The organism is Nostoc sp. TCL26-01, assembly GCF_013393945.1.
Classification (GTDB): domain Bacteria; phylum Cyanobacteriota; class Cyanobacteriia; order Cyanobacteriales; family Nostocaceae; genus Trichormus.
The window spans coordinates 415,111-435,037 of the sequence record NZ_CP040297.1 but is presented as its reverse complement, the minus strand read 5'-3'; the positions used below and the strand labels follow the sequence as shown (position 1 = coordinate 435,037).

Annotated in this window: 14 protein-coding genes; 4 read left to right on the top strand and 10 right to left on the bottom strand. The window is 41.8% G+C overall.

The features are described from left to right. Nucleotides 1-179 precede the first annotated feature (179 nt). From FD725_RS01820 to FD725_RS01790, 7 genes are all read right to left on the bottom strand, one after another. On the bottom strand, nt 180-494 hold the full coding sequence (locus tag FD725_RS01820; RefSeq protein ID WP_179046562.1) for a threonine dehydratase: 315 nt from the start codon (nt 492-494) through the stop codon (nt 180-182). A gap of 638 nt (nt 495-1,132) precedes the next feature. Next, nucleotides 1,133-3,298 (bottom strand): pentapeptide repeat-containing protein, encoded by a 2,166-nt coding sequence (locus tag FD725_RS01815; protein ID WP_179046561.1) that lies wholly within the window; start codon nt 3,296-3,298, stop codon nt 1,133-1,135. Nucleotides 3,299-3,349: 51 nt separating this feature from the next. Next, the gene (locus tag FD725_RS01810; RefSeq protein WP_179046560.1) at nt 3,350-4,348 is read right to left on the bottom strand and encodes a HEAT repeat domain-containing protein; all 999 of its coding nucleotides are present in this window, start codon (nt 4,346-4,348) and stop codon (nt 3,350-3,352) included. Beyond that, nucleotides 4,348-5,430 carry a HEAT repeat domain-containing protein gene (locus FD725_RS01805; protein ID WP_179046559.1) on the bottom strand — a complete coding sequence of 361 codons (1,083 nt, stop codon included), beginning with the start codon at nt 5,428-5,430 and terminating at the stop codon, nt 4,348-4,350. Before FD725_RS01805 ends, FD725_RS01810 begins: the two co-directional genes overlap by 1 nt. Nucleotides 5,431-5,447: 17 nt before the next feature. Continuing rightward, the gene (locus FD725_RS01800; protein WP_179046558.1) at nt 5,448-7,445 is read right to left on the bottom strand and encodes a HEAT repeat domain-containing protein; all 1,998 of its coding nucleotides are present in this window, start codon (nt 7,443-7,445) and stop codon (nt 5,448-5,450) included. A 306-nt stretch (nt 7,446-7,751) separates the two neighbouring features. Continuing rightward, a complete protein-coding gene (locus FD725_RS01795) occupies nt 7,752-9,395 on the bottom strand; it encodes an acetolactate synthase large subunit (protein WP_179046557.1) in 1,644 nt (547 codons plus the stop codon). An 86-nt stretch (nt 9,396-9,481) separates the two neighbouring features. Then, nucleotides 9,482-10,849: an NAD-dependent succinate-semialdehyde dehydrogenase gene (locus FD725_RS01790; RefSeq protein ID WP_179046556.1), complete on the bottom strand. Its 1,368-nt coding sequence runs from the start codon at nt 10,847-10,849 to the stop codon at nt 9,482-9,484. Nucleotides 10,850-11,016: 167 nt separating this feature from the next. Here FD725_RS01790 and FD725_RS01785 point away from each other — a divergent pair, with 167 nt between their 5' ends. From FD725_RS01785 to ftsZ, 3 genes are all read left to right on the top strand, one after another. Then, complete coding sequence (locus tag FD725_RS01785) at nt 11,017-11,859, top strand: cell division protein FtsQ/DivIB (protein ID WP_179046555.1); 843 nt, start codon at nt 11,017-11,019, stop codon at nt 11,857-11,859. A 474-nt stretch (nt 11,860-12,333) separates the two neighbouring features. Beyond that, the gene (locus tag FD725_RS01780) at nt 12,334-12,720 is read left to right on the top strand and encodes a hypothetical protein (RefSeq protein WP_179046554.1); all 387 of its coding nucleotides are present in this window, start codon (nt 12,334-12,336) and stop codon (nt 12,718-12,720) included. A 52-nt stretch (nt 12,721-12,772) separates the two neighbouring features. Continuing rightward, the gene (gene ftsZ / locus FD725_RS01775) at nt 12,773-14,059 is read left to right on the top strand and encodes a cell division protein FtsZ (RefSeq protein ID WP_179046553.1); all 1,287 of its coding nucleotides are present in this window, start codon (nt 12,773-12,775) and stop codon (nt 14,057-14,059) included. Between the two features lie 413 nt (nt 14,060-14,472). Here the strand turns inward: ftsZ and gshB are convergent, their stop codons facing one another. From gshB to FD725_RS01760, 3 genes are all read right to left on the bottom strand, one after another. Next, nucleotides 14,473-15,447 (bottom strand): glutathione synthase, encoded by a 975-nt coding sequence (gene gshB, locus FD725_RS01770; RefSeq protein ID WP_179046552.1) that lies wholly within the window; start codon nt 15,445-15,447, stop codon nt 14,473-14,475. 259 nt (nt 15,448-15,706) lie between these two features. Then, entirely contained in the window at nt 15,707-15,979 is a 273-nt protein-coding gene (gene grxC / locus FD725_RS01765; protein ID WP_179046551.1) for a glutaredoxin 3, read from the bottom strand. Nucleotides 15,980-16,117: 138 nt separating this feature from the next. Then, entirely contained in the window at nt 16,118-16,903 is a 786-nt protein-coding gene (locus FD725_RS01760; protein WP_179046550.1) for a cistern family PEP-CTERM protein, read from the bottom strand. Nucleotides 16,904-17,407: 504 nt separating this feature from the next. Between FD725_RS01760 and pheT the strand changes: the two genes are divergently transcribed. Further along, nucleotides 17,408-19,891, top strand: a complete 2,484-nt coding sequence (gene pheT / locus FD725_RS01755) for a phenylalanine--tRNA ligase subunit beta (protein WP_179051380.1) — start codon at nt 17,408-17,410, stop codon at nt 19,889-19,891. Nucleotides 19,892-19,927 lie beyond the last annotated feature (36 nt).

Sequence of the window (19,927 nt, the reverse complement as noted above, 5' to 3'; positions counted from 1 at the left end):
GATAGAGGTAGAATCTATCAATTTGTTAAAAGATATATATTTATATTACCTATAAGCATCAAATTAATTTGTCAGAATTAAAAGGTTATTTCTATATGAATAAAATTTAAGTTTTTCAATAATTTTATTATTGAGTAGGGTGTGAGTTATGCACCCTACTTTAACCTTTAAAAATTGAGTTACTTTTTATTTATCTCATTAGCCATTTTGCGGTAGTAATCCATTGTGGTATTGGGACGACGACGCTGAGAACTTGAGCTTTCAACAGTGGGATTTTGTGTAGGTTTAGTTGACGGTTTTTCTAATGACTGTTGAGTATTTTGTGTTGGTTCAGATTCTAAATAATAACTAGACTGATTTAGATTTAAACCAGCGACTCTAGCAAAAGTGCCAAATATGTTGCCGAAAAAGCTAAAAATGCTGCCGAAAATTACCGAAAATAAACCTTCAACACGGATAAATGTGTTTTGCAGAATTTGAGTGAGACGATTCATAGTGGAGTTTTTAAGATGGTTTACTATTGTTATGTTACTAATTATAACGAATAATCCTCATCAAGTAAGTTGCTACTTCTTGATTTAAGCCAATGATGAATTCCTCTAACTTGGTAGCTGGTTTAGTTGCCTGTACCTATTTGTTTGCTCCGTGACTATAGGATGACTACTTGATTTTTGAACAGATACGTAGTGGCGTGGCAAGCTTTAAATGTGGCGATAGATTTTTATTTTTGTAGGGTGCGTTAACGAAGTAATACCAATTCACAAAAATCCTGATACATATAGCTTACTCGTTGGGTATTGTCCGCCCACCGTTAAAACGGTTAAAACGGTGGTCTCATAGCTTAAGTCCATTAAAATGGACTCTGATATTCAGTCCTCTTGAGAGGACTTTAGCTATGAGACAGGGATTTACAATCCCTGACGGACTGACGGACTCACGTATTTGTATCATTATTAAAGTGAAATGGTATAACACACCCTACACATACTTATATTTTTTGTGTAAGCACAGGCTACGCCAACAGAAATCAAATCGGATTCCTATATCAGAAATTGAATTTTAAAACCTATTCGGTAGCCATTGTCACTGCCTTGCAGAAACTTAGAAATGATGCCCAGACTGCTACGAAACTTTACGGTACTCCTAGAAGTTTGGTAATAATTGGTAATAATTTGCTACAAGTTTCAACCAGCGTTGTCGCTTGTGGCAAACTTGCAACTGTTCCCTTGATAACCTTAACTGCCGTATTTGCCATTTTCTTTAGTGGCCCATCTTGAGGCTTTTGACCAGCTTCTGCTAAGACCTTAACTTGCTCTAATGCTTCCGCTTTATCTTCTTGACTTAACTCGGTTTCAGCTTCAATTGCCCCTTGCAATTGAGTCAGCAATTCCTTGAGTCCTAGTTTATCTGGTTCATCAGCACTGGGTAGTTGTCCGATCGCATTCGTGACATCGCCACTAATTGCCCCTAAATTCAACACACCACTGACATCGCTAATATTACCTTGTACTAAACCGCTAACGGTGCTGCCTTCGATGTTGATTGAGCTTTTTTCAGACACGGTATCCCCCAGATGATAATAAGTTTCTACGTAAAATTTGTTACTATCAATTGCTGTCTTCACCATTTGCTCTAAACTGCGAATTCGCTCATCTTTTTGGGCGATTTCTGTCAATAGAGTTTGCATATCACGATATGATAACTCTTTAATCTCATCGTAAGTTGCAAAGTAACGGGCGCTAAGTTGGGAGCGATCGACTGCATCCGTGACAACTGCCTGGAGGCGAATCTTCTCTCGTCCCCTTCCCTCCAAAGCAACTACTTCTAGCCCTGCTTCTGGATACTGCTCTGAAAGTTGCTTCAGGGCGATCGCCGCCGCCGCCGGATCGATGCCCTGATGGTGATACAGGTCGAGAGTTTTAAATGTGTGAGCGATCGCCCGGGGATCGACATTTTGCTGGCGGTATAATCCTAGTGTTTTCAAAATGGGAGCCATGAAATCTGAAAAGTCACCGTCTTTAAAGGTTTCTTGACGATTGTCCGGTTTGCGACAAGGATCGGGATCGTCTTTAGTCGGTAGTCGCATATAAATGTATTCACACTTCACCTCATCTAAACAAGTATCAGTGGAAATACCCCAATCTTGAATGTAGGCTCCCGTCAAGCAGGCACAGGTTAAATTAGCTCGGTAAAGCTGAGTTTGTACCAATTTACCTCTAGAGATGTCAGCATTTTGTAGAGTCGCTTCGCTCAAATCAGCCCCAATCAAGCTGATATCTGTCAAATTTGCATCTTGCAGATTTACTCCCCGCAGATTGCAGTCATCAAAATTTTGTTCTCGGCCATCTTTACTGATTACCAGTTGCCGAATTGCAGCATCATTGAGATAAGTGCCTTCTAACCGCCCTTGTTCTAGTTGCTTGGCTTGAAGCCAACAGGTGCGAGTTAGTGTTGTCCCGCGAAAATCTGTATTTTTGAGAATCGCTGCTGTAAAATCGGCATCGGTGAGGTTAGCCTTGCGAAAAGTTGTTCCCTGAGTCGAGATCGCTACCGCCAGACTGCGAATTAGCATATAACGCCTGCTGCCTTTCCCAGCACGCCACCCAGTATAACCACTGAGGCAGAGCATCACCAGCGCGATCGCTCCTGCAATTACACAGGCAATTACAAAGATTTGGTCAGACTCAATTCCAGCAATCCCAAATTGAGTGCCTACAGAGGTACTGAGAACAGCTAAAATAGCCATAACTGCTAAGGCTCTGGTTCCCATCATCACTAGCATCAGAGCCACTGCTAAGGCTCCCACCATCACCCCGGCGACAGCACTGACAATCCCAATAGTTTGCACGAGGGCAACAACAGCAACTTCCTGAGAAGCGATCGCCGCAAATAGCGCCGCAATGATCGCAATAGAAACGGCTGTACCTCCAGCTGAGGCTAACCCCTTACGAAAAGTGATGCCAGTAAATATTCCCAGGAGAGTCACAGCTACGACTCCAGAGAGAAACGAGTGGGGGTTGATCTGGTTTCCTAAAGCAATCAGGCTGGCGATCACTCCTGCGCCATAACCCGTCATGAAACCTGAGAGGATTGCTAAAAAAAATGCGAGAGTAACAAGAGCGATCGCCTCTCGTCGTCGTAAACCTGCTTTCGTTTGGCTGAAATTAGCCCCAATTAATGTAGCATTAGTAAAGTTTGCACCTCGAATATCAGCACCGCTAAAGTCTTGCCCAAACAAATCCTGTCCTTTGAAGGAACGCCCCCGGAGATTCCGATCCTTGAACGTAGTTGGCTGCATCTTTTAGTACAAACTATTGCCTAAATACAGTCTACATTTTAGGTGGACTGATTATGCTTTATTTTTACATCTCGGTATCACTCGGTTCAGCAAACGAACTTTACAAATAGCAGGACGTTTACTATCTATATCGGTTTGTACTGTCGCAAGCAGTTCTACTCCACCTTGATTAGTATATGGTGTTCCTCCATGATGAGGATTAATATCGGCATACAAATTATTAATCATACGAATTGCGTCTATTGCATCAACAATACTAAGAAAGGCAGTCTCAGCATTAACATCCTGATTCCAAGCTTCACGATTACCGATACGGGCAGTGTAAAGTTCATTGAAGGCATTAAATAAAGTGATGTATAGTTTGATCGCAAGTGCTTTTTGTTGTTCGCTACCTTCTTTTGATAAGCTGACACGGCGACGACCATTCTCTTGAGTAACTACTCCGTAAATCTGGAAATACCTTTCATTCAGAAGTGATGAGCCAATTTGACCAATCGCATAAGCAGCACTGGTAATTACTGCTCGATTTTCATCCTTTAATTGTTGACTTAAGCTAGGAATAGCAGGTTCAGCAGCCCATCCCATTTGTCCAAGTGCATAGGCAGCATTTATTTGGATAGCGTTACTTTCATCGTCTAACGCCTCTATTAAAGCTGGAATTGCAGCGATCGCTTTTGTGCCAATTTCGCCAATTGCTAAAGCCGCATTTGCTCGGATATTTTCCTGTTGACTCTTTAATGCCTGAATCAATGCTGGCACGGCTGATGCTTTACATTGAGATACTAAGGCATAATAAGACGCTTTAGAAATAGCAATTTCTGAAGGCAAATCTAGCTGTTTAATGTAGGTTTGAATCTCAGAATTAGAACAGATTCGTGATGCAGGAATTAGGACATCTTTGAGTAGAAATTCTGAATTATGTTCATTGGTTGATTGAGCAATTTGTGGAAAGACTGGTGAAGAATATAAAAAATAAGCAGCCAGACCCGATGAAAATCCCAGAAAAATTTGCAAAGTTAGCTTCAAGAGTTGTTGGTAATAAAAAAACATCAACGACATCTCCATAAAATTCGACGCATGAAGCTAAATCGGCATATAGCAGGTTCTCTGGCGATTCCTCGTGAAGTCGCTGCTTCTAGGGCAAGTTCTGCACCACCTGGTTGCAATCTTTGCAAAATAGGACGAGATTCTTCACTGTTAATTAATGCAGAAAATACTTCATCTGCTGCCTTTGTTTGACCAGTAGCATTTAGAAGCTGAACTAAAATCCATCTATCTTGACCAGCTATTTTATTATTATGAAAGGCATCAAGTAAATATGGAGTAGCTCTCTTTACCACATCCCTAACGTTTGAATTATCTTCTAATTGAACGAGAGCTATAGCTCCAGAACTAAAACTTATTTTTTTGTTTTTAATGGCTTCTATTAAAGCATTAATTCCTGCCTTTCCTGTTTGTGCTAATGCGTTAATAGCTTCAGCCCGAACAGTTCTGCTTTTATCTTCAACAAGTCCAATTAAGTTTGGAATCGCAATTTGGGCATCTAGACCAATTTTGCCTAAAGCTTCAGCAGCAGCAGATCGAATATTTTCATCCTCATGACTTAACGCTTGAACAAGCAGTGGAATAGCTTTTTGTCTGTCAATAGGCATTTGCTGTAAAGGGTCAGCAGTAACTAAGAATATGAGTCCTAAAGCAGAATCATCTAAAGCTCTAATAGCGCTGTCATAAACAGGTGATTTTTTATTTATAGCGACTTTAACTAATACAGAGATAGCTTCTTGGGAGCCAATTTTTCCTAATGCTCTAGCTACAATCCGACGAACCATTACTTTTTCTTGTTCATTTTCAAAGACTTTAATCAAAGCAGGAACAGCCTGTGAATCACAACTAACCAACTCGTTAAGGATAAAAGTGATCTCAACTGATGAGCCTTTTAAAGTTTGTAATTGACTAATTAAATCCTCAATTCTTGTGTTTGTACATATCTTTGTACTTACTTCCTGTGCTTTTTTATAATTAGTTAAGTTGATTAGTGAGTTATTAAAATTACTTTTCAACAAACCGCTAAAAGTGAAATAGGGAAGTAAAATAATTAAACTTACACTCAATTGAATTACAATATTAATCATAAATAACTAATTTTAAATTATTGACGACATCTCCAAAGAAATTTTTGCATAAAAATTATACGACAAATAGCAGGACGGTTGTTCTTGAGTGGAAGTGCCGCTACTAATTCTCCTCCTCCTGCTGCACTTATACCAAAAACCTCTTCTCGCACGAAGTTAGTAGCGATCGCATTTTCACGTTTGAGGTCATCCAGAAACGATTCATCTAACCAAATCAGCAATGCTAAAGTAGATAATCCAAGGCGATCGCCAAACACGATTTCTGCAACCCATGAGTAAGCTTCCTGATCACCCTGAGTTGCTGCCATAACTAGAGCTTGATTTTTACTTTTCCACAATGTATGTAATCGGCTGTTGCGAAACGTTTGAGTCAATGTTGGAATAGCGGGTTCAATGGATTGGCGATTGAAATATTTTTCTGAATAACCGATCAATAGAGCTAAGGTTGCTCCCACTCGGATATCTTCATTTGGGCTATTTAAAGATGAAATGAGAGTTGGAACAATGTTAGAGCCGAGTTGCCGAAGGGCATAATTCGCAAACACGATTCTGTGAGAGTTAGACGGAAAACTCAACCGAACATGGGAAATGCCTTGTAGTATTTTAGGAAGATTCTCAGTGGTCAAATACGAGTCAACCGTTGAGCCTAAATTTAGCAAGAGTTGGGCAGCTGCCTCTGCCTCATTCTCGTTTTGACTGGCAAAAATTTCCAGTAGGGTTGAAGCTGCCTCTGGGGTAATTTGTCCTAAAGATTCGGTAGCACTGTCTCGAACTGTTGGATCGACATCTGAAACTGCTTGCCTGACGAGAAGGCGAATTATTCTAGGATCGTCTGGAGCAATCTGTGCTAATGAATAAGCAGCACTTATGCGTACATTAGCACTGCGATCGCTTAACCTTCCCAGTAATGCAGGAATTGCTCGACGTGCGTGTTTCTGCATCTGCCCCAACGCATAGGCAGCCATGCTACGAACCTGTTCATTGTTGTCTCGGAGGGCTGCAATTAAGACGGGAAGTGCTTCTCTTGCTTCAGCCGTCAGAGAACTGAGTCCGATCGCTGCACTGGCTTGAGTTGCTTCATTTCCTGTTTTTAACTGCGTAATTAAAACAGTAATAGCTTCCCTGGAACCGATTCGCCCTAATGCACAAGCAACCGTGTCTCGAACAGAGCTACTTGTATCAAGCATAGCTTTCGTCAGAACTGGAATTGCAACTTGGGCTTTGCGTCCTAGCTGAAGCAGAACATAGGCGGCGATCGCTCTTGTTGGCTCTTGTTGGCTCTCAAGTGCCTGAGTTAACAATGAAATATTGGCTTGCGAATGGGAACTAAGTTGATTCAGTAGGGAACGAACTGTGTTGCGTCTTTCAGTATTGTTGCTTCTTAAGGCTTCTTGAAGAAAACTGATCACTTGATTTGGCACAGCTGGATCGATGCGGCGTAATGCTGCCATTCCCACTCTGCTGACTTCTAGATCCTGATCGGCGACAGCCACAATCAGAATAGGAACGGTATCTCTGGCTTGGGGATTAATATCGGCGATCGCCCTGAATGCGCTATCACGAATACCTGAGCGATGCTGTTGAGCGATCCTAATTAGTGCAGCGATCGCCTTCGGAGAACCAATCTGACTCAAAACCCTAGCCGCAGCACGACGGCTAAGGGTATCTTTGCTTTCATCTTCCAGCAGTCGAATCAGAGGTGCAGTTGCTTCAGTGCCACACTCTACTAAAATTTGAGTGGATTCAACAATTTGAGATTGCCACCGTTCAATAGCCTGAGAAATTTTGAGAGAGCTACACGCTTGTTTATTAATCAGTGCAGAAGCCTTTATTACAGTGACCTCTGCGTGATCAACCGCTAGTGAACGAGTATGAGCAACTTCAGGAGTAGAGGCCAGCAACACAATTGGTAAAGTTGTCATAATTGCCACCCCGGAAATTGCTAACAACAGACTCGGCTGCTTCTCATTAGCAAATTTTATGATCCTCGCAATTTCTGCTCCTTTCAAGGACATTGACAGATTTTCCTATTATTATCCCCCCTGCCGCAAGACTAGTATAGTTCAGTAAGTAGATTCTCCTCATGCTATAACTTGTGCGATCGCCAGATTGGGCGGAAAATCGTATTATTACGTAGCGGTAATTCATGTAGCCGAAGGCTTCCCGCAGGGTATTACCGCTACCTTCGTTCTGTTTTGCGTAACCTCCATTTCTCACAAGCGGTAGGGGCGGGTTTACAGAAATGATTAATGATTAACAATGATCTTAATGAACCCGCCCCTACAATCTTTGGACAAAGAGAAAACCTCAGCTTAGAGGATCTAGGAAGTACAATTTAACTCACCGGCTTTTTGAGTGAAGCGGCGATTTTCTCTGTAGTCTACACGGCAATCGATGACGGCGGGTACATCTTGTGCTAAGGCTTCTTTGAGAACAGGAATTAAATCTAGTGCAGATTCAACTCTGTAACCTTTTAAACCCATACTTTCGGCTAATTTGACAAAATCTGGATTACCAAAATGGACAAAAGCTGACTGTCCTTTGCCAAAATGATTTTCTTGTTTCCATTCAATTAAACCGTAGCCACCATCATTAAAAATTAGAGTGACAAAAGGTGTCCCGACTCGTAAAGCTGTTTCTAATTCTTGGCAATTCATCATAAAGCCACCATCACCCGTGGCGGCGACAACTTTGCGGTTAGGATAAACGAGTTTTGCGGCCAAAGCGCCAGGAATGGCAATCCCCATAGCGGCAAAGCCATTGGAAATAATACAAGTATTAGGACTATGACAATGATAATGTCGAGCAATCCACATTTTATGAGCGCCGACATCAGAAATCACGATATCTTCTGGCCCCATTACCTGACGCAAATCATAAATTAATTTCTGTGGCTTAATGGGGAAACAATCATCATTGGCATATTGTTCGTAATCAGCGCGAATATTGCCCCGCAAGCTGATAGCATAAGGATTTGCTTTACCTTGTCTATCTGCTACTTTTAAAATTTCCATCAGAGAGTCAGAAATATCTCCTATGACTTCTACATTGGGAATATAACTACTATCAATTTCCGCAGCATCAGCCGCAATATGTACGATGGGAATTTTCCCATCTGGGTTCCATTTTTTGGGGGAGAATTCTATCAAATCATAACCAATAGCAATGACTAAATCTGTATTATCAAAACCACAAGTAATAAAATCTCTTTGTTGTAATCCGACTGACCATAATGCTAAAGGATGAGTGTAAGGAATCACACCTTTACCCATGAAAGTATTAGCAACTGGGATGTTCATTTGGGTGGCAAATTGTGTGACAGCATCGCTAGCTTTGGCACGAATTGCCCCATTGCCGACTAATATTAACGGGTTAACTGCTTGAGAAATAGCGGCGGCGGCGGCGCGCAAACTAGCGAACGAAGCGTAGGTTTTTTCAATATTATCTTTATGTAAAGGTTTACCCTCGACGGGCATAGCGGCAATATTTTCTGGTAAGTCGATGTGGACTGCACCGGGTTTTTCGGTTTGCGATCGCTTGAAGGCTTTGCGGACAACTTCTGGTGTAATACTCGGTCTAACTATCTGTTTATTCCACTTAGTTACAGGCGCAAACATTGCCACCAAATCTAAATATTGATGGGATTCGATGTGCATTCTATCGGTTCCCACTTGCCCGGTAATCGCTACCAAAGGCGCACCATCAAGATTGGCATCTGCCACACCAGTCATTAAATTCGTCGCCCCAGGGCCAAGGGTGGAAAGACACACACCAGCTTTTCCTGTCAGCCGCCCATAGACATCCGCCATGAAAGCTGCACCCTGTTCGTGACGAGTCGTAATAAATTGTATGGAAGAATGTTTTAGCGCTTCTAAAACGTGTAAGTTTTCTTCACCAGGGAGTCCAAAAACATATTGTACTCCTTCGTTTTCTAAACACTGTACCAAAAGTTCAGCTGTATTCATTTTGAATTCCTTAATAACAATATTTTGGGTAATGGGTAATGGGTAATACAAGAACGGTTGATAAATTACCAATTACCAATCCCCAATCACTTCACCCAAACGGTTTTAACATTGACAAATTCGTGTATGCCTTGAATGCTCAATTCTCGGCCGTAGCCAGAACGCTTGATACCACCAAACGGCAATCGGGGATCTGATTTCACTAAACCATTAATAAATACTGCGCCTGCTTCAATTTCCGAAGTGAGGCGATCGCATTCTTGATTGTTCGTTGTCCAAGCACTTGCCCCTAAACCGAAGGGTGTAGCATTCGCCAGTTGAATTGCCGCATCAATATTAGGCACACGGAATAATAACGCCACTGGGCCAAAAAATTCTTCTTGGGCAATTGGCGCATCGACTGGGATATCTATGATAATTGTTGGCGGATAAAAATTGCCAGGACGATCTGCTAAAGGATGGCCACCGGTGAGTACTCTACCACCGCTTTTGACGGCTGTTTGTACTTGTTGGTGTAAATCTTGCAAAATATCCGGGGTTGCTAATGGCCCAATATCCGTATCTGGATCAAAAGGATCACCAATTTTTAGTGCCGTGAATTTTTCTAGCAGTAGTTTTTCAAATTGATCAGCGATCGCTTCTGCGACAATAAAGCGCTTGGCTGCAATACAGGATTGTCCGTTATTTAACATCCGGGCTGTTGTGGCTGTAGTCGCCGCCGCTTCTACATCCGCACTTTCCAGGACGATGAATGGATCACTTCCCCCCAATTCCAAGACAGTTTTTTTAATGTGCTTACCCGCCGCCGCCGCTAAAGATGATCCAGCTAGTTCGCTACCAGTTAACGTTGCAGCTTTAATCCGATCATCAGCCATTAAATCGGCAACTCTCGCCCCCCCAATTAATAGGGTTTGAAAGACACCTTCCGGAAAACCCGCCCGTTGGATAATCTCTGCGATTGCTAAAGCGCACTGTGGTACGTTAGAAGCGTGTTTAAGTAAACCCACATTTCCTGCCATCAGCGCCGGTGCAGCAAAGCGAAAAACTTGCCAAAAGGGAAAATTCCACGGCATAACAGCGAGAATTATGCCCAAGGGTTGATAGCGAACAAAGCTATGACTAGCATCAGTTTTAACTGCCACATCCGCCAAAAAATCGGCGGCGTGTTCAGCATAGTAGCGACAAACAAAGGCGCATTTTTCCACCTCAGCAATGGCTGCTTTGTAAGGCTTGCCCATTTCCAAGGTCATTAATTTCGCCAAATCGGCTTTATCTTGTTCTAAAATATCTGCTGCCGTTTGCAAAGCGTGCGATCGCTCGGCAAAACTCGTATTCCTATATTCTAAAAAAGCCTGAGATGCCAAATCTAATTTAGCAGCAATTTCTACATCGTTAAGTGGCTCAAAGGTTTTGAGCGTTTCCCCAGTGGCAGGATTGATGGTGGCGATCGCCATTGCCTAACCTCCCGTTTAAAAATATCTTGAGGTAGCTTCTTAGTTTTACACACATTCTGAAAATGAAGCCACCAACTAAAACGAGATGAATTTAAAAAAATCTGGTATCTTGGGTTCCACTGCGTTGTACCATTCAGGAATTTAACTGCAATCACAAAGAGGTATTAATGCCTGAGATCGTCTCTGTCACCCAAAAGGATTTAGCTCAACGTCGTAAAAAATTACGTCGTCAGCGTCAGATGAAGATTGTACAAGCTATTTGGCGGACTTTAGCTATTACTGGTTTAGCTTCTGGTTTGCTGTGGGTAGCACTCCAGCCGATGTGGGTACTGAAAACTCCTAAGCAAATATCCATGAAATCTGGAAATCAATTGCTCTCACAAGAGGCAATTCAGTCTTTGTTAGTGCTATCTTATCCCCAATCTCTGTGGCGAATTCAACCAGGAGCGATCGCTGATTCCTTGAAGAAACAACCCACAATCGCCCAAGCAACTGTTAATCGTCGTCTTTTCCCACCAGGTTTAATTATCGAAATTCAAGAAAGAGTACCTGTAGCACTGGCTCAGAGGTCTAAAACACAACCAACTAACTCTCAAAAAAAGATGTCTATGGGTTTGTTGGATGCCAATGGGGTATGGATGCCTTTGGACAAATATACTTTGGTGAATCCTCAAGTTAAGTTGCCTACCTTAAAAGTCATCGGATTGCCAGAACAATACAGCCCTTACTGGAGTCAACTTTATCCATACATCAACCAAAGTTCCGTGAAAATTACAGAAATTGACTACCAAGACCCAACTAATTTAATTTTGAAAACAGAATTAGGAAAAGTTTATCTTGGTGCTGCCTTATCGCAGTTACCTGAGCAAATCAATCTCCTAGCTCAACTAAAACACATCGATAAAAAACTCAATCCCTCAGAAATAGATTACATTGACTTAAAAAATCCTGATGCTCCATTAGTACACATGATCCAAAAGCAAAACCTTGATGAATCCAAGACTCCGTAACAATGTGTCAAAAAACCATCATATATTAACTAATTTTATTCTTCCAAATAAATATTATTGTTTACTTTATGATTTATGAGAATAATTGATTATTATCTCACCTCTAAGCTAAACGTTAGTGTTCATCTTGGTGGGGATATTGCTCTTAAGTCACAAAAAGTAACAAATTAGATAAAGGTTTTGATGACTGATTAGCACAGTCATCCTCAAGTCTGAGTATCAAGATCAGTGACAACTATCAGACTAATTTTGTGACTGAAGTTATAATTACCACCAATTTTGAAACCTATCAACTATATTATTAAGGCAGACAAGACTGGCTGTAGCGTATCTTTACAGATTAAGTGAGGTGCTGGGGAATTTCTAGTATGTTATTAGTTGTATTTTGATTAAGTGTATGTTTAATTGCCTAGAGTTAGTCGTTAGAACTAACTATCCAGCAGTCAATAAACCACAACATCAGTATTATATTTTATGCTTTATATCAAAATATACAAAATCTTATCAGTGTTAAATTTCTCCGATGGGAAAAAAAATACTCTGATTTACCAGATGAGAACCCAATCAAAATCATTAACAGAACTATTAGGCAAATATTTGGTATGCCAGATGTATACTAGGCAAAAACCGCTATATGGAGAAAATATTAATATTTTGGGAAAGTTATACAGATCAATTTTAAGTAAATGTAGGTATACTTCTCTAGAATTAGCTGTGCAAGCAGCTGCGGTGGGGAATATTCCATCATGGGTATTTATGGCTCATACCATAGCCAAATATTGCTATAACAATCCTGTTAAGGTGGGGAATAGTGATAAAAATAAAGTGCCAAAAATTGTGGCAGCGTCAAATTATAGTTGACTACTAGGCGAATAACACCTAAAAAAGTCGTTTATCTACCTTTCTGAATCCAATGACACTTGATAATAACCAAGAGCTTACCTATAAGAATTCTCAATCGTTGGGACAGCCGGGTCTCTCACTGGCTGTAAACTCAAATAATCCCTTTAATAACTCAGGGCTAAACTTTGGTCAAAATCACGATATTAAGAAGATTGCTGTGGAAAATAGCCGGATTGGCGAGATTGTGCCTGGTCGAGTCGCTAATATCAAAGTAATTGGTGTTGGTGGTGGCGGTGGTAATGCTGTTAACCGCATGATTGAGTCTGATGTTTCGGGAGTAGAGTTTTGGTCGATTAATACTGATGCGCAAGCGTTGACTTTAGCAGGCGCACCGAGTCGTCTGCAAATTGGGCAGAAATTGACCAGAGGTTTAGGTGCAGGTGGTAATCCGGCGATTGGACAAAAAGCAGCAGAAGAATCACGGGATGAAATTTCTACAGCCCTAGAAGGTGCTGATTTGGTATTTATCACTGCTGGGATGGGAGGTGGTACTGGTACAGGTGCAGCCCCCATAGTTGCAGAAATAGCCAAAGAAATGGGAGCGTTGACAGTTGGTGTGGTAACACGCCCTTTTGTGTTTGAAGGTCGTCGCCGTACCAGTCAAGCAGAACAAGGCATTGAAGGACTCAAAAGTAGAGTTGATACTTTGATCATTATTCCTAACAATAAGTTGCTGGAAGTGATCCCAGAACAAACACCAGTGCAAGAAGCGTTTCGCTATGCCGATGATGTGTTACGTCAAGGGGTGCAAGGAATTTCTGATATTATTACAATCCCTGGCTTGGTAAACGTGGATTTTGCTGATGTGCGGGCTGTGATGGCAGATGCAGGATCAGCTTTGATGGGCATTGGTGTCAGTTCCGGAAAATCGAGAGCTAGAGAGGCGGCGATCGCTGCTATTTCCTCACCGCTATTAGAATGTTCTATTGAAGGCGCTAGAGGCGTTGTTTTTAATATTACTGGTGGCAGTGATTTGACTTTACACGAAGTAAATGCGGCTGCCGAAACAATATATGAAGTAGTTGATCCCAACGCCAATATTATTTTTGGTGCAGTCATCGATGACAGGTTACAAGGTGAAGTTAGAATCACAGTGATTGCAACAGGTTTTACAGGCGAAATGCAAGTAGCACCCCAACAAAACGCCGCTAATGCACGAGTGGTAACTCCTCCCCCCAAACGTTCAACACCACAAACACCACCGACGAATGCCCCTGCACCTGTTGCAGAACCCAAGGAAAAAACTGGATTGGATATTCCTGACTTTCTCCAAAGACGCAGACCACCAAAGAATTAAGCAGTTTCAGATTTGAGATTATCTAAATTTATAGTCTTAGGTCAAGCTAATTGCTGTATAAAAACTGCTAATTTTCAAGTTTCACCAGAGATACAAATGTCATCTCCGGTAAAATTTGTATGCCTTATGAGTTGATACTATGGAAAAGCTCAAGAATGGTCAATAGTCAATGGTCAATAGTATTTGTAGGTTGGGTGGAGGCTTTGCGTAACCTAACATCCTGAGCTATATTGAATTGCGCTACTTACCAACCAACCTAAAATTTTTGACTAATAGACATCTGGTAGAAATTAATTCTGCGTTGCCCGAAATCCTTCTAAAGACGTTGCACTGCAACGTCTCTACATTCATTTTCACCAGATGTTTAATGACCAATGACTATTGACCAATGACCAATGACCAATGACCAGTGACTAATGACCAATGACTAACTTCTCCTCTACCCATTTAATAACATCATGACCGAGACGAGTACCATTGAGTCGGTCAATTTCCCGGATTCCCGTCGGGCTAGTAACATTGACTTCCGTGAGGTAGCCACCAATCACATCAATACCGACAAAAATTAGCCCGTCTTCGCGTAACTTTTGGGCGAGTTGATTACAGATTTCCATCTCCCGTGGTGTAATTTCCGTTGTTGCCACTGTACCACCAGTTGCCATATTGTTACGAAAATCATCATTGCTAGCTAAACGATTGAGTGCGCCAATAGGTTCACCATTGAGTAAGATAATGCGCTTGTCTCCGGCCTTCGCTGCTGGTAAATATGTTTGTACCATCACTGGTAAGCGACCTTGCTGGGTGCTAAGTTCGACTATGGAGTTAAAATTGCGATCGCCTGATTGGAGAAATAAAATGCCTTCCCCAGCTTTGTTACCTAGTGGTTTTAACACTGTCGCCCCTTTAGCTTCGACAAACTGGCGAATAAACTGTTTATCAGCACTGACAATAGTTTCGGGAATTGCCTTGGTAAACTGAAGGGCGTACATTTTTTCATTTGCCCCGCGAATACCATGAGGATTATTAATCACCAAGGTTTTATTTTGGTCAATGTAATCCAAAACATAGGTAGCATAAAGGTAAGCATCATTCACTGGTGGATCTGTCCGCATGAATACAGCATCCATTGTTTCCAAAGAATTTAAAGACCGGGGACTTAATTCATACCAAGGATTTGCGGCTTGCCAACGTTTCTCCACCAACTCCACAGGTATGAGTTTTACCTGCTGTAAAATAGCCCAAGCCTTGCTCTCCACCACACTCAACCAATTAGCTTGAGTCACCCAAACTTCATGCCCCAGAATTTGTGCTGCTTCCATCAGTGCCACACTAGTATCATGACCTGGGTCTAACTGATGGATAGGATCAATAATAAAAGCCAGTTTCACGCTTTTTGCCTCAATCGCCAGAAAATCCTCAGATAAATTATCGCTTGATATCCTGACAGATTTACCAGGGAATAGGGGATAGGGGATAAGGGACAGGGGACAGGGGACAGGGGACAGGGAAGAGGGAAATTCCAAACTCAAATAGAAGTTTTATCTAGGAATCTAAAGTAAGTCGGGACAATAAAAGCAAACTATGTAAAGAAAAATAACTAGGCTACAATCCTTATTCCTATTGCCTATTTGTCTATTTGCCTATTGCCTATTCCCTTATGCTAGCTGCTAATAGCTCATCCAGTTTACCTTGACTTTCTAGAGCGTGAATATCATCACAACCACCAATATGGCGATCGTTGATAAAAATTTGTGGTAAGGAGCGTCTACCATTAGCTCTATCGGCCATTTTAGCTCGTGCAGCCTCATCACCATCAATACTGTACTCCACAAATTCCACGCCCTTTTTATTCAGCAAACCTTTAGCTCGAATGCAAAATGGGCAAGTCATCCAAGTGTAAATTTCTACTTTAGCTGCCATAAGATTTTTAATTTAGTTTATACCTATTAATTTTAAGACTTTACTTGAGAAATTTAGTAAAAAAGACGGCTGAACTCTCGTATTAGCAAAAGAATTCCTACCGCCCTCATATGATTTGTGAATTAATAATAGTTCTATTTAAACCGATAACAAACGCTGCTTCTTTTTCAGCTGCAATCCACCCAAGACAAATAAACTGATGGCAGCAACTGTAGCTGGCTCAGATACTCTTCTGGGTGGTGGTGGTGGTGGTGTGTAAAATCCTCTACCTGTACCGCTAGTACCAAGACCTGTGCCTGTAATACTTTGATAGCGCACGCCAAAGTTACTTAGTGTGAAGGTGTTGATATTACCATTGAAGGCGAGGATGGGAGAGAATGTACCAGTAGGATCACCAGTACTGACACCACCATTTCCACCACCTGAACAGTTGCCACCATTACCATTACGATTCAGGAAGCAGACATCAAGATTGCCAAATTGATTAGGGAGTTGACCAGTTCTATCTTGATTAAACAGTCCAGAAGTTCTGGTGTTTCCAGAAGTGTTGGTACTGCCAACTCCCCGCAATGGCAGGCTAGTATTAAAACCTAAAACAGATGTTCTAGAGGTAATACCGTTACTGGATGTATTCGTTAAGTCAATATTAAACGCTGCTTCGGTTCTGGTGTTAGCACCACTACCAACTGTATTGAATCCGAGAAATTTAAAAATTGCTGTGGATGAGAGTCCTTGAACATTTTGTGTACTAACGTTACCGTTAAAGTCAATGTTAAAAGACTTGTTGATATCCGCAGCAGTGATTGTTACACTGTCTCCGCTTGGGGAAAAAGTAAAAGCTGAAGCCGAGGGAACCACAGCAAATAAACCAATCCCAAATGCGTAAAAGGCTGATAACCTAAAGATGATTTTTTGGACAAACATTTGCAAGTTAAGCCAATTTCGCCAATAAGTAGACCAAGCGTAATCTAATACAAAAGGTACTGTATGTCTACGTGTTTACAAGATTTTCATCACATCTTCAATAAAAACTTTAAATTTCCTATAAGCAGGATTAGGTAAATTTGCCCCCTCTACAGACTTTTTCTGGTGTGAAATGAGAGAGAAAGCCTTATGCCTAGTGACTCTTGACGAATAAGCTATTTATTGATTCACTTGGAAAAATTTGTAAAGGAGAGGTTGAGTAAATTCACATTAAATTTACAAATTAACAGTATGAATACTGAATTGAGCGATCGCTCATCAACTAGCGAATTCTCTAACTCCTACACCCTAACACCCCGTATACGTAAGTCCTGTTCTCAAACCGTAGTAGGATTGTTCAGGTGAATAGGTATGTCAATCTTGGTGATGAGCGAGAATTTAGGCGATCGCCTAGAGTTAGACAACCTAAAATTAAAGCAAAAGACGATTCCTCAAACAAGCACAATGCGTATTTCTCTTAATTGGCTGCGGGAACTAGTAGAGATAAAACTTAAACCAGAAGAATTAGCCCAAACCCTGACAATGGCTGGGTTTGAAGTCGAAGATATAGAAGATCGTCGCACTTGGGCAAATGGCGTTGTGGTGGGCAGAGTGCTGGAGCGTCAACCCCACCCCAATGCTGATAAGTTGAGTGTATGTCAAGTGGATATTGGTGCAGATGAGACATTAAATATTGTCTGTGGTGCGCCTAATGTCCGGGCAGATATTTACGTCCCAGTAGCGACGGTGGGAGCTTATTTACCAAATATTGACTTAAAGATTAAACCAGCAAAATTGCGGGGTGTCCCCTCTCAAGGGATGATTTGTTCTTTAAAGGAACTGGGTTTACCTAGTGACATAGACGGAATTTATATTTTCCCCCAAGAAAACCTCTCCTTAGGTAGCGATGTCCGGCCTTTGTTGGGGTTGGATGATGTAATTTTAGATGTTACTGCCACTGCTAACCGGGCTGATGCTTTGAGTATGGTGGGGATTGCGCGGGAAGTAGCAGCTTTGACTGGTGCAAAATTAAGTATCCCTGAACCGAGAGAGGTAGAAATATCTCAAAGTCCAGGAAAGTTATCTTTAAAAATTGGCGATACACAAGTTTGCCCTGCTTATATTGGTACTGTTATCGAACAGATTAAGATTGCGCCTTCTCCTGATTGGTTACGCCAGCGTTTACTCTCAGCTGGGGTGCGACCGATTAATAATGTGGTGGATATTACTAATTATGTGTTGTTGGAATGGGGACAACCGTTACACGCCTTTGATGGCGATCGCCTCGTAGAGACGTTGCATGCAACGTCTCTACAACAACAAAATGCAACGTCTCTACAACAACAAAATGCAACGTCTCTACAAATTGGGGTGCGTTTTGCCAACGCGGGGGAAACCTTAAAAACCTTAGATGGACAAACTCGCAACCTAACAACACAAAATTTATTAATTACTGCCAACGAAAAACCCGTAGCTTTGGCGGGAGTCATGGGGGGTGAAGAAACCGAAGTTCATGACGGGACGCAAAGTTTGGTTTTAGAGGCGGCGTTATTTGATTCAGTCGCCATTCGTCGTTCTGCTCGCAGTGTCGGGTTACGCAGTGAAGCCTCTGGCAGGTTTGAACGTGGTGTGAATCGAGCAGAATTAGAAATAGCTAATCGCCGTGCTTTATCCTTAATTAGTGAATTGGCTGGTGGGATAATTGTCCATCAAGAAATGGCAGATACTCGTCCACATCCTAGTACTTGGAGTCGCTCAATTGTCTTACGTTTAGATCGGGTGAATGAGATATTGGGGCCAGTTAATGTCAGTGAAGACACGGGTGAGTTAGTAGCCAAAGATGTAGAAAGAATCCTGACTGCATTGGGATGTCAGCTAACTCTAACTGAGGAAGGGACTTGGAATGTTGCTGTACCACCCTATCGTTACCGCGATTTAGAACGAGAAATTGACTTAATTGAAGAAGTCGCTCGTCTCTACGGTTATGATAATTTCTGCGACACCCTGCCAGATAAAGCGGAAGCTGGTTATTTACCTGTAGATCAAGAACTAACCCGCAAGTTGCGTGCTTCTCTCCGGGCAGAAGGTTTGACAGAGTTGATGCACTACTCTTTAGTCAAACCAGGAGACGATAGACAAATAGTCTTAAGTAACCCATTATTTGCTGAGTATTCAGCATTGCGAACCGATTTAATCGCCGGGTTGATTGATGCTTTTCAATACAACTTAGAACAAGGTAACGGTTCACTCAATGGTTTTGAAATCGGGCGAATTTTCTGGAAAGAAGAAGATGGTTTGCAAGAAGCGGATGCGATCGCTGGTATCATCGGTGGTGATAGAACCATCGGCAAGTGGGCTAAAGGTGGACGGGAACAATCCCTAACTTTCTTTGAAGCTAAAGGGATTTTAGAAAGTGTTTTCCAGCAACTAGGCATCTTGGTAGAATATCAACCAGATCGTCGTGATGAGCGCTTGCATCCAGGACGCACTGCTTCTTTGTGGATTGGCGGTAATAGATTAGGGCTTTTTGGACAACTCCACCCCCAATTGCGACGAGACAAGGGTTTACCAGAGTCTGTCTATTTGTTCCAGTTGAATTTAGATGTGCTACTGAATGCCTTGGATCAAGATGATATTCTTGTTCCTCCCTTCAAAGCTTACTCCACTTACCCAGCCAGCGATCGCGACATTGCTTTCTTTGCACCCGTGAAAGTTTCCGTTGCCGAAATTGAAAAATCCATTACTCACGCGGGTAAAGGTTTACTGGAGTCTGTGGAATTATTTGATGAGTATCGCGGTGAAAATGTCCCCCAAGGACAGAGAAGTTTAGCTTTTCGTCTAGTTTATCGTGCAAGCGATCGCACTCTCACCGACACCGAAGTCGAACCAGTACACAACAAAGTCCGTGAAGCTTTAGTAGAAAAGTTTGGTGTTAATCTCAGAAGTTAACAATCATCAGTGATGAGTTGATATGTGACTCATCAC